Annotated in this window: 14 protein-coding genes; 1 reads left to right on the top strand and 13 read right to left on the bottom strand. The window is 58.8% G+C overall.

Annotated features, from left to right (window positions below; all coding sequences use genetic code 11):
• Positions 1 to 53: 53 nt before the first annotated feature.
• From H9S92_RS19085 to hemW, 8 genes are all read right to left on the bottom strand, one after another.
• Complete coding sequence (locus H9S92_RS19085) at positions 54 to 653, bottom strand: hypothetical protein (protein WP_187468296.1); 600 nt, start codon at positions 651 to 653, stop codon at positions 54 to 56.
• Between the two features lie 23 nt (positions 654 to 676).
• Positions 677 to 1,195, bottom strand: coding sequence for a hypothetical protein (locus H9S92_RS19090; protein ID WP_187468297.1), 519 nt, complete (start codon positions 1,193 to 1,195; stop codon positions 677 to 679).
• Between the two features lie 48 nt (positions 1,196 to 1,243).
• On the bottom strand, positions 1,244 to 1,951 hold the full coding sequence (locus H9S92_RS19095; RefSeq protein WP_187468298.1) for a nucleotidyltransferase family protein: 708 nt from the start codon (positions 1,949 to 1,951) through the stop codon (positions 1,244 to 1,246).
• A complete protein-coding gene (locus H9S92_RS19100; protein ID WP_187468299.1) occupies positions 1,951 to 2,535 on the bottom strand; it encodes a D-sedoheptulose-7-phosphate isomerase in 585 nt (194 codons plus the stop codon). Before H9S92_RS19100 ends, H9S92_RS19095 begins: the two co-directional genes overlap by 1 nt.
• The gene (locus H9S92_RS19105; RefSeq protein ID WP_187468300.1) at positions 2,523 to 3,551 is read right to left on the bottom strand and encodes a GHMP family kinase ATP-binding protein; all 1,029 of its coding nucleotides are present in this window, start codon (positions 3,549 to 3,551) and stop codon (positions 2,523 to 2,525) included. The genes H9S92_RS19100 and H9S92_RS19105 overlap by 13 nt, the downstream gene beginning before the upstream one ends.
• Before the next feature lie 43 nt (positions 3,552 to 3,594).
• Complete coding sequence (locus H9S92_RS19110; protein ID WP_187468301.1) at positions 3,595 to 4,737, bottom strand: glycosyltransferase; 1,143 nt, start codon at positions 4,735 to 4,737, stop codon at positions 3,595 to 3,597.
• 30 nt (positions 4,738 to 4,767) lie between these two features.
• A complete protein-coding gene (locus H9S92_RS19115) occupies positions 4,768 to 6,081 on the bottom strand; it encodes a UDP-glucose dehydrogenase family protein (protein WP_187468302.1) in 1,314 nt (437 codons plus the stop codon).
• Positions 6,082 to 6,218: 137 nt separating this feature from the next.
• Positions 6,219 to 7,589, bottom strand: coding sequence for a radical SAM family heme chaperone HemW (gene hemW, locus H9S92_RS19120; RefSeq protein WP_246463994.1), 1,371 nt, complete (start codon positions 7,587 to 7,589; stop codon positions 6,219 to 6,221).
• A gap of 19 nt (positions 7,590 to 7,608) precedes the next feature.
• Between hemW and H9S92_RS19125 the strand changes: the two genes are divergently transcribed.
• Positions 7,609 to 8,244 (top strand): peroxiredoxin, encoded by a 636-nt coding sequence (locus H9S92_RS19125; protein WP_187468303.1) that lies wholly within the window; start codon positions 7,609 to 7,611, stop codon positions 8,242 to 8,244.
• A 168-nt stretch (positions 8,245 to 8,412) separates the two neighbouring features.
• Here H9S92_RS19125 and H9S92_RS19130 read toward each other — a convergent pair whose 3' ends face one another.
• The 5 genes from H9S92_RS19130 to H9S92_RS19150 all read right to left on the bottom strand — a co-directional run bounded on the left by H9S92_RS19130 (position 8,413) and on the right by H9S92_RS19150 (position 12,234).
• Positions 8,413 to 9,885 (bottom strand): hypothetical protein, encoded by a 1,473-nt coding sequence (locus tag H9S92_RS19130; RefSeq protein WP_187468304.1) that lies wholly within the window; start codon positions 9,883 to 9,885, stop codon positions 8,413 to 8,415.
• Between the two features lie 150 nt (positions 9,886 to 10,035).
• Entirely contained in the window at positions 10,036 to 10,737 is a 702-nt protein-coding gene (locus tag H9S92_RS19135) for an SCO family protein (RefSeq protein ID WP_187468305.1), read from the bottom strand.
• Positions 10,738 to 10,967: 230 nt separating this feature from the next.
• On the bottom strand, positions 10,968 to 11,315 hold the full coding sequence (locus H9S92_RS19140; RefSeq protein WP_187468306.1) for a HepT-like ribonuclease domain-containing protein: 348 nt from the start codon (positions 11,313 to 11,315) through the stop codon (positions 10,968 to 10,970).
• Positions 11,308 to 11,919, bottom strand: a complete 612-nt coding sequence (locus H9S92_RS19145; RefSeq protein ID WP_246464003.1) for a nucleotidyltransferase domain-containing protein — start codon at positions 11,917 to 11,919, stop codon at positions 11,308 to 11,310. The genes H9S92_RS19140 and H9S92_RS19145 overlap by 8 nt, the downstream gene beginning before the upstream one ends.
• 147 nt (positions 11,920 to 12,066) lie before the next feature.
• Positions 12,067 to 12,234 (bottom strand): hypothetical protein, encoded by a 168-nt coding sequence (locus H9S92_RS19150; protein ID WP_187468308.1) that lies wholly within the window; start codon positions 12,232 to 12,234, stop codon positions 12,067 to 12,069.
• Positions 12,235 to 12,236: the final 2 nt, after the last annotated feature.

The following is a 12,236-nucleotide window of genomic DNA, read 5'->3' on the forward strand; positions in this document are numbered from 1 at the left end:
GTGCGCTGCCCGTTGGGAAGCGGGGGAAGTCACCAGCACGCACCAAGCCAGTTTCAGGCGGCATCATCCGCCAAAGCCATCATTAAGGCCGCGAAGGAACCACTCGGTGCGTAGAGGGCGTCCTGGTAGCTGGTGGCCCGCAGGCGCAGGTTGTGTGGCTGGTCATTTCTCCGTTCCAGCTCAATGGTGATGTTCCCAAAGCCCTGGTTGAGCAGTTGCCCTTCCACGAAGTTGTTGCGCGGTTTGAGGTAGTGCCGCTCCTGGGTCTCTACCCAGTCCTTGCGGCTGAAGATGCGGCGGTCGGAGAGGTCGCTGCGGTAATCCAGCGCCAGAATCTGTTCGCGGAGATAGTGGAAAAAATGACCAATCTCCTCCGGCGAGTACTGCACGCGGTGGAAGTGAATGACGAAGCCCTTGGTGCTTGGGGTATCGAGAAAGCCAATGGCTTGGTCCTGCCGCCCCTTGCTGCGGGCTACGGCGTACTGGTCCGTCAGCCAATCCATCAGCCGGTGGCGGGAGAGGGTACGTTTCCATTGCTCGTAGGCGGCCAGCTCCTCTTCGTCGCGGGTAATCAGTTCGTGCACTGCGGGTGCCGATGGGCTGCTCTGTTCGGCTTGGCGAAACAGGGCAGTAATTTGCTCCCAAATAGACATAGGCAAGGGTTTTCTTGGATGACTTAAAGCACCTGACGCCCGCGAAAGTTGGTCAGTTCGCCCCGGTACCGAAGTTCCCGTTCTTCGGTATAGCCAAAATCGGCGTGGGGCAGCACCCGGTTGAGGGTTTTTGTCACCAGTTTCAATTCTGCGGGACTCATGGCAAAAGTGTTCAGTGTACCGTCTGCTTCTACCAGGTGAAGGGTGCCCACGGCCGTGGTTTTCAGGCCAAAGGGCATCCGCTCGGTAACCATTCCGTAGACCCAAACTACTGATTCCGGCTCCTCCCGCAGCTGCTGGTGCCAGGCGGCGAGGGGCTGCTCACTGAGGGTGCGGTACAGCCACCACAACGCTCCGGTGGCCGTGGTGCTCCCCAGGAGCGGCCACCAGAGACTGCGCGAGACGATGCCCACCACTACCGTAGCCAGGCCCAGAAGAAGGAGCGCCATCGCTGCGTATTGTTGCTGCCGGCGCTCTTTTTCCAGGCTCTGCCACAGTGGGGCCAGACCCGGATGCTGGAATATGCGGGGATCGGTTACCATGCTTAGGATAATGCAAATTGCCCGCCTTAGGTTTTTTCGGGGAGGAGATTATCCGGGGTCGAAGGCCTTAAAATCCGCCTGCGCCCGGGCGAAGTCTTCGGGGATGCCGATGTCCAGAAAGTACGCCGCATCGGGCCTTGCGTAAAATGGTAAGGTGGCAACCAGCGCTCCGAAGAAGTCTTTTTCCAGCGAGAAGGCCCCGTTTAGTTCCGCCAGGGCAAATGCATCCCGGCGGAGGAGGTAGACCCCGCCATTGATGAGGCCTTCCGCCACAGCTTCCTTTTCCCGGAAGGCCAGTACACGGCCATCTGCGGCCAGCTCCACCCGTCCGTAACGCGAAAAATCCCGCATGGGGCGCAATGCCAGGGTAGCTACGGCGGCGCTTTCCGTGTGTACTTTCCACTGCGCCGCCAGATCGGCGAGGAACAGGGAGTCGCCGTTGGTAACCAGCACAGTTTCTTCGCTCGTCAGGGGCAATGCGTTCAGGATGCCTCCACCGGTGCCGAGTGGTTCCGTCTCCAGGGCATAGCGGATCGGGTAGCCACGGTAGGATGCCCCGAAGTGCTCCTCAATCTGTCGGGCGCGGTAGCCGACGGAAAAGACGAAGCGCTCCAGGCCACTGCGGATCAGGTAATCCAGCAAGTACTCCAGAAAGGGACGGCCGTTGATGGGGGCCAGCGCCTTGGGCCGGTCTTCCACCACTGCGCGCAGCCGGGTCCCGAAGCCTCCGGCCAGAATGATCGCCTCGCGTACCATCAGCGGGGGAATAAACGGGCTTCCACAATCTCACAAATGGTGTGCCCCAGCAACATGTGGCACTCCTGGATCCGGGGCGTATCCGTGGCGGGGATGGCGACGAGGTAATCACAAATGCCCCGCAGCTTGCCGCCCGTTTCCCCCGTGAACCCTACCGTCACCATACCATTGGTGTTGCCCTGTTCAACGGCTTTTACCACGTTGGTCGAATTGCCGGAAGTGGAAAGGGCAATGAGAACGTCACCGGCGTGGCCAATGGCGGTGATCCAGCGCGAGTAAATGTCGTCGTAGGAATAATCATTGGCGACCGCCGTGATGTAGGAGGTGTTGACGTGGAGGGCCTCCGCAAAAAGGGGCGGCCGGTCGTAGTAATAACGCCCCGAAAGTTCTGCGGCCAGGTGTTGGGCATCGGCCGCCGAACCACCGTTGCCACAGAAAAACACCTTGCCGCCCTTCTCGTAGCAGGCCACCACTACGTCGGCAATTTCTGCGACCAGGGATATCATCGTTTCGTCCGCCAAAAGCCGCTGCTTGAGCGTGATGGAGCTTTGGAGGTTGCGTCTTACCGTTGTTAGCTGGTCCATGTATAAAGTCCTTTATTGACGAAGGTATAAGGTTGAACGTGAACACCAATCTCCCGCAGGGCATCGATGACCTGGAAGCGGCAGTTGCCGGGGCAGAAGAAAATCATGTAGCCACCCCCGCCTGCGCCGGAAATCTTGCCCCCTGAGGCTCCGGCGTTGACGGCCGTTTCGTAAATGCCGTCAATGAAGGGATTCGTGATGCCATTTGCAATCTGCCGTTTCTGCTCCCAGCCAAAGCGCAAGATCTCGCCGATGTTGTTGATCTCGTTCTTCAGCAAGGCTTCTTTCATTTCGTATGCCTGGGCTTTGAGTTGCCTGGTGGCCTCCAGCGCCGCCTGGTCTTCCCCTTCAATGTTTTTTTGCTGCCGCTCAATGATGTTGGCAGACTCCCGGGTGGTTTGCGTGTACAGCAAGAGGAGGTGGAAATTAAGGGCTTCGATGATTTCTTCCCGGATGCGCAGGGGGTTGACTACCACCCGGTTGCCGGCGTAAAACTCCATGAAGTTCACCCCGCCAAAAATGGCCGCGTACTGGTCTTGCTTCCCCCCGGCCATTTTAAGATCAACGCGCTCAATGTCGTAGGCCAGTTGGGCCAGGTCGTACTCTCCCAGTGGCAACCTGAGCCAGGCGGAAAAGGCCCCCAGAATGGCCGTCAGCAGGGTAGAGGACGTACCCAGCCCCGAGCCTGCACTCACGTCAATGGAAGTGATCAATTCAAAGCCGTGGGGACGGTGCAGGTAGTCCTGTACGATGCGGTTGTAAACCCCTTTTTGCAGTTTTAGGGGCCCTTCGGAGGGGTCCAGGAAGTCAGTGGCGCTGCACTCCAGGCGTTCGCCCCGATCGATGGCGTGGATGACGATCTTGTCGTCGTCCCGTGGCGTCAGGGAAGCGTAGGCGTACAAACTGATGGTTGCATTGAGGATCGCGCCGCCGTAGAGGTCAGAGAAGGGGCTGACGTCCGTTCCCCCACCGGCCAGGCCGATGCGGAGGGGAGCTTTGCTGCGGTAGGTGGTCATGGGCGGAAAAGGCTGGTGGGGATTACCACGGATGAAAAAAAGGTCAGAGGCTACGCAAGATACGTTCCCGCAGGGCGAGCAATCGCCCGGTCATGATGGCCCAGGAGTATTTCTGCTTTTCCTCGGCCAGGGTCACGGCCAGCGCCTGCCGGTCGGTTGCCCCGAAGAAGCGAAAGATGGCCTCAGCAATCGCCGCCGCAACGGGAGGCACCACATAGCCCACCCGGCCATCCGGACACATCTCCGCCAGCCCGCCTACGTCGGTCACAATCATGGGTTTTTCGAAGTGGTAGGCAATCTGCGTCACCCCACTCTGCGTCGCCGTCTTGTAAGGCTGTACCAGCAGGTCGCAGGCACTGAAGTAAGTCGCCACCTGGGAGTCCTGGATGAAATGATCTACCAGCAACAATTCCTCCGCCAGCCCGTAGCGCTCAATCAAGGCGTCGTAGGGTGCCCGGTCGGTGTAAAACTCGCCCGCCACGATCAAACGGATGCCCGAGCCCCGGAAGCGCGGATCGGCAAAGGCCTCCAGCAGCAGGTCGAGCCCCTTGTAATCCCGGATGAGACCGAAGAAAAGCAGGTACTGGTACTGGGGGTCGAGGCCCAACAGTTCCAAGGCGCGCGACCGCTCCAAGGGTGCCCCAAAATTGTCGAAAATGGGGTGGGGAGAGTAAATGCAGGGCTGCCCCCGGGTAAAGGCCGCCAGGTCTTTCAATACGGCTTGCGACATGGCCACGAAGCCCTGCACGGGCCCTGCGAAATACCGCGCAAAAAGGCGGTCGCCCGGCCGTGCCTCGTGGGGGATGATGTTGTCAATGATGGAAATGACCGTAGTGCGCGGGTTTTTGCGGACGCGCCGGAGAATGGTGCCAAAGCACGGCCCCATGAAGGGAAGCCAGAACTTGATGAGCACCAAATCGTAGTTCTCCCGCCGGATGCGTTCGCCCACGCGCCACCAGTTGAGAGGATTCACGGAATTGACCGCCTCGATGATGCGCAAATCCTCCGGTGCCTCTTCTTCCGAATACTGGGTCTTACCCGGAAAAAGCAACGCCGGATACTGCAGGGTGAAAGTGTACAGGTCGGCCGTATGCCCCTCCGCCTGGAACTGCCGGATAAGTCGCTCGTTGTAGGAAGCCAAGCCCCCCCGGAAAGGGTGAGCCGTACCGATCATCGCAATTTTCATGGGCTTAACTTGTGGGGCCGGCGCCTGGCATTAACTGACGGTCTGCCGACCAATACTATCGTAGTAAAAACCAGCCTCTACCATCCGCCGCAGGTCATACAGGTTGCGGCCATCGAAAACGACTGGGCTTTTGAGGTGCTCCTTCATCCGCTCGAAGGTGGGCGTGCGGAAAACCGACCACTCCGTCACGATGGCCAAACAATCCGCCCCTTCCAGGGCTTCGTACTGGTCTTCGTGGTAGCTGATGGCATCCCCGTAGATGGCCCGGACGTTCTCCATCGCCTCGGGGTCGAAGGTGCGCACGTGGGCACCGGCGGCCAGCAGGCGATCAATGGTGTAGAGCGCGGGGGCCTCCCGGATGTCGTCGGTATTGGGCTTAAAGGCGAGGCCCCAGAGGGCAACGGTCTTGCCCGCCAGGTCGCTGCCGTAGTAAGCCTCGATCTTATCGGCCACCCGGAAGCGTTGGTCGGTATTGACCCCCATCACCGCCTCCAGAATGCGGAAGTTGTAGCCAAACTGCCCGGCGGTATGGGCCAGTGCCTGCACGTCCTTCGGGAAGCAACTGCCGCCGTAACCCACGCCCGGGAAGAGAAAGCGCTTGCCGATCCGGGTATCGCTGCCCATGCCCTTGCGGACGGCATCAACGTCTGCCCCCACTTTTTCGCAGAGGTTGGCGATCTCGTTCATGAAGGAAATGCGGGTGGCCAGGTACGAATTGGCAGCGTACTTGGTCATTTCCGCTGAACGCAGATCCATCGCAATGATGGGGTTGCCAGAACGCACGAAGGGCTCGTAAAGGCGCTGCATCACCGCTTCGGCTTTTGGGTCTTCCACGCCAATAACCACCCGGTCGGGCTTCATAAAGTCATCCACCGCTACTCCTTCGCGGAGGAATTCGGGGTTGGAAACTACTGAAAACAGGCTTTCGTCGAGGTGCTCGGCCAAGGCAGCGTGGACCAGCTCGGCCGTACCCACCGGAACGGTACTTTTATCCACCACCACGGTATAGCGGGTGATGAGCCGCGAAAGGTCGGCGGCCACTCCCAGGATGTAGCGGAGGTCGGCCGCACCATCGTCACCCGGCGGGGTAGGCAGGGCCAGGAAGATGATGTCGGCGTGCGCTACGGCTTCCGCCAGTTCGGTGGTAAAGCGCAGACGGCCCTGGCGGCGGTTGCGTTCAAAGAGCACGTCCAGATCCGGTTCGTAAATCGGAACGATGCCCTGGCGCATCTTCTCCACCTTGGCGGCGTCAATGTCTACGCAAATCACTTCGTTTCCCGTCTCGGCAAAGCAAGTACCGGTGACGAGGCCAACGTAGCCCGTACCGACAACGGCAATTTTCATGGTTCCTTGGTTTTGGGCCGCAAATATACCCCACGCCGGGGGAGTGAGGGCCTAAAAGGGCCGGGGTGTCAGCGGGGCGCGGTCGCAGGTGCAAGGGCAGGACAAGGAGCAAGGGCATTACCAAAAGGACTCCCGGTTTACGCCCTCTCCGGATCATCCGCTACCCAAAAGCCATCGGCGGCAATGCCATCCGCGCGCATCAGGCCAGCGCGGGTCAGGCGATAGGAGGGGCCTGCCTCCGCCTGGAAATAACCCGCCGCTAAGTTCTGGGCCTGGCTACGGACGAAGTGCCCCGCCAGTTCCGGGCCAAACTGCTCCGCCAAGCGGTCGGTATCCACCCCTTCGCTGCGCCGCAGTCCCGTCATGATGTATTCGTTGTAGCGGTCGGCCAGCGATAGTTGCTCTTCCTCGTACAGGAGGCCGGTGGCGGCGGTGAAGTCGGCCGGGTCGTTGATCTCCGCCCATACTTTTGCGTAGCGGGCGTTGTTGCTCACGTTCCAGCGGCGGCGGCGCTGCCCATCGAAGCTGTGGGCACCGGGACCCACGCCCAGGTAAGCCCGTCCCGACCAATACCCTGAATTGTGGCGGGAAACGTGGCCGGGCCGGCAAAAATTAGACAGTTCATAGTGCGCGTAGCCTGCCGCCGCAAGATGATCTACCAGCAGATGGAAGTGGCGGGCGAACTTTTCTTCGTCGGTATCCCCCACCTGCCCGGTGGCCACCTGGCGGCCGAGCGCCGTTTTGGGCTCAACCGTCAGGGCGTAGGCAGAGAGGTGGTTTACGCCCGAGGCCGTTGCCCGGCGGAGGTTCTCCTCCCACATCGCATCACTCGTCGTTTGCCCGCCGTAAATCAGGTCAATGCTGAGGTCCGTAAAACCCGCCGCCGCTACTTTATCCACTACCACCTGGGCTTCGGCGGCGGAGTGGGCGCGGTTCATGAAGCGCAGGTCGGCTTCGAAGAACGACTGGATCCCGATGCTGAGACGGTTGACCGGGGAGGCGGCCAGGCGGGCAATGGCCGCGTCCGTCAGGTCGTCCGGGTTAGCTTCCAGGGTGATTTCCGCCGGAGCGCCGGCACTGAGGTACCCCGCTTCGTATAAGACGGTAAAAATGCTGTCCAATTCCTCGCCGGTGAGCAGGGATGGCGTCCCCCCGCCGAAGTAAACCGAAGGGACGGGCTCCGCAGGCAGGAAAGCGCGCAACAGCCGCAACTCCCGCCGGATGCCCTCCAGCACGGCCGGCCGCGTCTTCATGCTGGTGCTGAAGTGGAAATTACAGTAGCTACAGGCCTGCTTACAAAAGGGGATGTGGAGGTAGAGCATAAAGACCGTTGGCGGAAGGGCAAGGTACGCCGCCGGGAGGGATTCAGCGTGGGGCCAGACTTCCCCCCGCTCCTCCCCCTTTGGGGGTTGGGGGGCCAACATTCTCCCCCCTTCGGGGGGTCGGGGGGGAGCACCTGCGCCCGCGCCCGCACAACCCAACGCTCCGTCGGGGTGTTCTCGTGGCATCAACAAAAACATTTTTATTATGTCACTTCGACTCGGCGACACCGCCCCCAATTTCGACACCCAAACCACGATGGGCGACATCAATTTTTACGACTGGGCCGGCGACAGCTGGGTAGTGCTCTACAGCCACCCCAGCGATTATACCCCCGTTTGTACCACCGAGCTGGGCCGCACCGCCGCCCTCAAAGAGGAGTTTGAGCGCCGCAATGCTAAGGTCATCGCCCTGAGCGTAGACGGGCTGGAAAGCCACCTCGGCTGGGTAAAAGACATCGAGGAAACGCAACACGTGGAGATGAATTTTCCCATCATTGCCGACCCAGAAAAGAAAGTTGCCGTGGCCTACGACATGATTCACCCGGCGGCCGATGACAAGTTTACCGTGCGTTCGGTGTTCATCATCGACCCGAAGCGAAAAATTCGCCTCACCCTCACTTACCCGCCCTCTACCGGCCGCAACTTCCAAGAGATCCTCCGCGTACTCGATAGCTTGCAGCTGACGGACAATTACTCCGTAGCCACGCCCGTAGACTGGAAAGAAGGCGAAGATGTGGTCGTCTCTCCCAGCATCGCCACTGCAGACATCCCCGCGCGCTTCCCGAAAGGCCACAAGGTCATTAAGCCTTACCTGCGCACCACCCCGCAGCCCAATCTTTAGGCATTTGCAATTCCTCTTTCTCGCCTTCGGGCGCGGGTAGAGGTCTTGACGAAATGGAATAAACCCTTTTCAGTAGGCGAGCCCCAGGGTTCGCCTACTGCATTTGGGGCAGGTCGCTCAAGGCCTGCCTTCCCGCTTTAGGCTACTCTTCAGCCAGCAGGCAGGCGTTTATTTCACCTCGTAAGTCATTTTGACCAGCCGCAGGCGGTTGCGGTGCTCGCTGGGGAGGATGACCTCGTTGGCGGCCACCTGTATGCCATCGCGAAAGCGCAGGCGCAGGTTGAGGTCGCGGGTATTGAACAGGCTGTTGCGGTCAAATTCGCCGCGGCCATTGACGATGTACTCGCTCACCGTGTTTTCGAAGCGGATTTCGTCGTTGAACAGGAAGCGCAGCGCACTGGGGTTCTCCATCAGCAGGTAGCTGGAGTACACCCCGCCGTCGTCTTGGCTGTACTGCTTTTTGTGGAGGATATTGCTCCAGTGGGGCGCTCCGTCGGGGTGGACGCTGAAGACGATCATTTCGTCGTAGTGATAATCCACCAGCGGGCGTTCGCCGAAATTATTCACGATCTGGGTGCGGCTGGCGTTGCTGCGCCGTTCCAGCTGGCGGTTCTTTTCGGTGATGATCAGGCCACCGCCGTCCTGGCGCAAGACGAGGTTGCTCACGGACAGCTCGTCGATGTTGGGCTGTTTTTTGTTGAATTTATTCCCCTCGATGTTTTTGACGAGGTTGACGGGGAAAGGCGTGAAAACGGGCCGCGCGGTGGCGTTGCCGGCCGGCACGTACCTGATCCAGAAGTAACCATCGGCCCGGGAAAAATCCTTAGTGGTATACAGCCCGGCGGCCACGAGTTGGCGGTTGAGGTTGTCGTAGCGGAAGATGATGTCGTAAGTCAGGCTGTCGCCCATGTTGAGCTCAAAACTGTTGGCGTCCTCGGCGGCCGTGAGGCGGTGCACTTCGTACTTGTGCTCTTTGCGTTTGCTGCGGAAGTTGTCCCGCTGAAAGATGAAATACATCTCCCCTTCGTTGGTCAGTTCCGCCTGGACGAAGTCTTCCCCGAAGAAAAAGCGGTCGGGCGTCAGCTCCCGGTCGTAGAGCGTTTTCATCGCCGTCAGATCAATGCCAATGCAGCGGACTTTCGTTTGTTGTTCGGTCACGAGCAGCAGCAATTTTGTATCGTCTTCGGAGCGGATGATGTCGTCTTCCGGCGTGGTGAGGAAGACGCCGAAATCTACCAGCGTGGTGCTGTCCTGAAGGTTGCCAGCGGGGTTGAAGCGGTCGAGTTGGAGGAAGTTGCGGCCCCGGTCGCGGAAGAGGTACAGCAGGTAAAAAGCCGTACCATCCTGGCGGGCTACGGATTCCAGGATGCGGATATTCTTGCCGCGCAGCTCCATTTCTTTTTCCCAGACCTGCCGCATGTTGCGGTCGTAGGCCGTCAGCAGGTGCTTCGTATCGCGGTCTTGCAGCAGCAGCGCCTGCCCCCCGAGTTGCCCGATCAGGTCATAGCGCGTATCGGTGCGCATAATCAGTTCGTCGCTGACGGTCAGCACCTGGGCGGGCAGGTTGGCGGGCGTGATGAGGAGGGCGCTGACGCAGGTGCAAAGAAAGATGAGAAGAGCAAGGGAGGTCTGGCTGCGCATGGTCATTAGCATTGAGGCGTGTTCCGGAGGACAGGGAGCCACCGGCGGGAAAACGGACGGACCGCTCCTCTTAAGACGATCAAACGCTGCGATAAGTTGTGCCGCCCGGCGGACGCAAGCGGCGTCTGGCGTCTGGATCAACCCGGAGTCCTATCCCTCCTTATCCAGCAACAGCTGGATGTCCTTCATCAGGTAGTCTACCTCCGCGGAATCCAGCCCACTGGCGTAAGAACGGACGAAGCCCTGGCGATCCACCAATACGATGTACCCACTGTGGTCAAAGCCGCCCGGGGCATTGATGTTTTCTTCGGCGATGCTGAGGTAGTCTTCGTCAAGGTCGTAGATCTCGAACTTATCGCCGTAGATGAAGCGCCAGCGGCTTTGGTCCCGGATGCCCAGCTTCTCGGCGTAGGTTTTCATCCGCGTCGGGGTATCCCGTTTCGGGTCAACGGTGAAGGAGACGAGCGCGAAGTCGGGTTCATCGGCAAAAGCTTCTTCGAGGCGCAGCATCTGCCCCTTGACCTTAGGGCAGATCGTCGGGCAGGAGGTGAAAAAGAATTCCGCCACGTAAACTTTGCCCCGCAGGTCGGCGCTGCCGAAGGGAAGGCTGTCTTGGTCGACGTAGGTCCAGTCGCGGACGGGCTCCGGGCGAATTTCACCGGTGACGGGGTCCGTCGGCTGGTTGCCCGGGTAGCCGAGGGAATCGACGAGGAAGCGCCCCGTCTTGGGGTCTTGTGGGTGGCGGCGGTAGAAATCGGGTTGGTCGTCTTGATCGACAGAAACCACGCCACCGTCTCCGCAGGCGAAGCAAAGGAGACACAGGAGGGGAAGGAAGAAAAACCGAATTTTCATGGAAGCTTGGTTGGAATTGGGGGGCGCAATGGAGTGAGCAAAGATTGGATGCCCGCGCTGAGTAACATAAACCCCAGGGCAGACTATGAGTTGTGCCCGCCGCTTGGTTGGTCACGAAAAGCTGACGGAATGGTGTGATTCCACAGTAGTTTTCGCAGGGGGTTCAAATTGTTAACGGACTATCCTTAGCAGTGTGGGGAAGCAGTCCTTGCGTCGGTTAGCCTATCTGGTCAGGGGGTAAGTAATTTCCGTATCTTTTCGTGGAGGTCAGTCAGGTAAACCTCTTTCGCGTTCCACAGTATAGAAGGTATTACTGCGTAGTAGTTGTGGACCAAAATATGCCGCGTAGTTTCCATTTGCTTCCATTCGACTTCGCGGTGCGCCAGCTTAAAGTCCGCAGGGAGTTGGTAGGTAGCCTCTCCAATGATCTCAAACAACTTCTCTACGGCAAGGCGAGTCTTTCGGTCTTCAACAAAGTCTTCAAAATCCATGTCGCTGGTGAAAGCAAAGATGTCGTCAATTGCGGCTAGGATGTGACTCAGTCTTTCCTGGATCTCGGGCTTTTGTCTTTTACCCATAGATGCTGACTTTTTCTTGTTCAATCTGCTTGCGTACAAAGGCGTATTCGGAGCCCTTTATTACCAGGTCCGTTGGGCGTCCAGTCCGCTCGCTGATCTCCAGTTTCATTTTACTGAGATCGAAAAGAGAAATTCGGGCATCCGCAACAAAGTCAACATAGAGGTCAACGTCGCTGTCTTGGCCAAAACTGTTACGGGCTACGGACCCGAACAGGTACACTTCCTTCACGGGTTTATCTTGGAAGTAGTGCTGTAAGAACTTAATAATTTCTCCCCGGTCATCCAGCCGCTTGGCTCCCTCAACCGCCTCTTCTGCCCTGGATGAAATGTCGTCTGGTGCAGCCAACTTCTGGAGCAAAACCAAGGGGGAAAACATGTCCCAAAAAGCCTTGGGGGAAGTTCGTAGTGCTTGCAAATAATTTGGAAGCTCGGCTTCGGAAAGAATTTTCCTAGCGCGCTCAATCCGGGAAACGGTGCTGCGGCTAACCCCTAGCGCAGTGGCAGCCGCTAGCTGGGTCATCCCAACTTTAGACCGTAGTCTTTTTAAGACTTTAGCGGCGATGGAAGGATATTGGTAAGTGCTATCCATAAATGCCATTAACATTGCACGCAAGCTAGACGTGGTTGCTGCGGGGCTTACTGTTGGCCCCATTAGCCCCATAGGTGGCTACCATTAAGCTGTTCAGAATACGCTAGTAAGCAGGCAAAAGTTGCCCGCCAGAGGCTGCAGCCAATGCCCCGGGCCCCGTAATTACATGAAAAACGTCTTCAAATACGCGTAGTGATCCCGCCAGTTGCGCAGCAAGAGCAATACAAACAAGATGAGGGCGAAGAGCAGAATGGTCTTGGCCTTCTTGGAGACTTCGGCGTTGCGCTCGCGGCGGCTTTTGTACTTGTGGCGGGTCGATTGTCTCGGCATGG

The sequence above is a fragment of the Neolewinella lacunae genome, assembly GCF_014349155.1.
GTDB classification, from domain to species: domain Bacteria; phylum Bacteroidota; class Bacteroidia; order Chitinophagales; family Saprospiraceae; genus Neolewinella; species Neolewinella lacunae.

Excerpts from the sequence above, each read along its gene's own strand:
- H9S92_RS19150 (WP_187468308.1), bottom strand. The coding sequence starts at position 12,234 with ATGCCGAGACAATCGACCCGCCACAAGTACAAAAGCCGCCGCGAGCGC.
- H9S92_RS19115 (WP_187468302.1), bottom strand. The coding sequence starts at position 6,081 with ATGAAAATTGCCGTTGTCGGTACGGGCTACGTTGGCCTCGTCACCGGT.
- H9S92_RS19085 (WP_187468296.1), bottom strand. The coding sequence starts at position 653 with ATGTCTATTTGGGAGCAAATTACTGCCCTGTTTCGCCAAGCCGAACAG.
- H9S92_RS19110 (WP_187468301.1), bottom strand. The coding sequence starts at position 4,737 with ATGAAAATTGCGATGATCGGTACGGCTCACCCTTTCCGGGGGGGCTTG.
- H9S92_RS19105 (WP_187468300.1), bottom strand. The coding sequence starts at position 3,551 with ATGACCACCTACCGCAGCAAAGCTCCCCTCCGCATCGGCCTGGCCGGT.
- H9S92_RS19100 (WP_187468299.1), bottom strand. The coding sequence starts at position 2,535 with ATGGACCAGCTAACAACGGTAAGACGCAACCTCCAAAGCTCCATCACG.
- H9S92_RS19090 (WP_187468297.1), bottom strand. The coding sequence starts at position 1,195 with ATGGTAACCGATCCCCGCATATTCCAGCATCCGGGTCTGGCCCCACTG.
- H9S92_RS19130 (WP_187468304.1), bottom strand. The coding sequence starts at position 9,885 with ATGCGCAGCCAGACCTCCCTTGCTCTTCTCATCTTTCTTTGCACCTGC.
- H9S92_RS19140 (WP_187468306.1), bottom strand. The coding sequence starts at position 11,315 with ATGGGTAAAAGACAAAAGCCCGAGATCCAGGAAAGACTGAGTCACATC.
- hemW (WP_246463994.1), bottom strand. The coding sequence starts at position 7,589 with ATGCCACGAGAACACCCCGACGGAGCGTTGGGTTGTGCGGGCGCGGGC.
- H9S92_RS19135 (WP_187468305.1), bottom strand. The coding sequence starts at position 10,737 with ATGAAAATTCGGTTTTTCTTCCTTCCCCTCCTGTGTCTCCTTTGCTTC.
- H9S92_RS19145 (WP_246464003.1), bottom strand. The coding sequence starts at position 11,919 with ATGTTAATGGCATTTATGGATAGCACTTACCAATATCCTTCCATCGCC.
- H9S92_RS19095 (WP_187468298.1), bottom strand. The coding sequence starts at position 1,951 with ATGGTACGCGAGGCGATCATTCTGGCCGGAGGCTTCGGGACCCGGCTG.
- H9S92_RS19125 (WP_187468303.1), top strand. The coding sequence starts at position 7,609 with ATGTCACTTCGACTCGGCGACACCGCCCCCAATTTCGACACCCAAACC.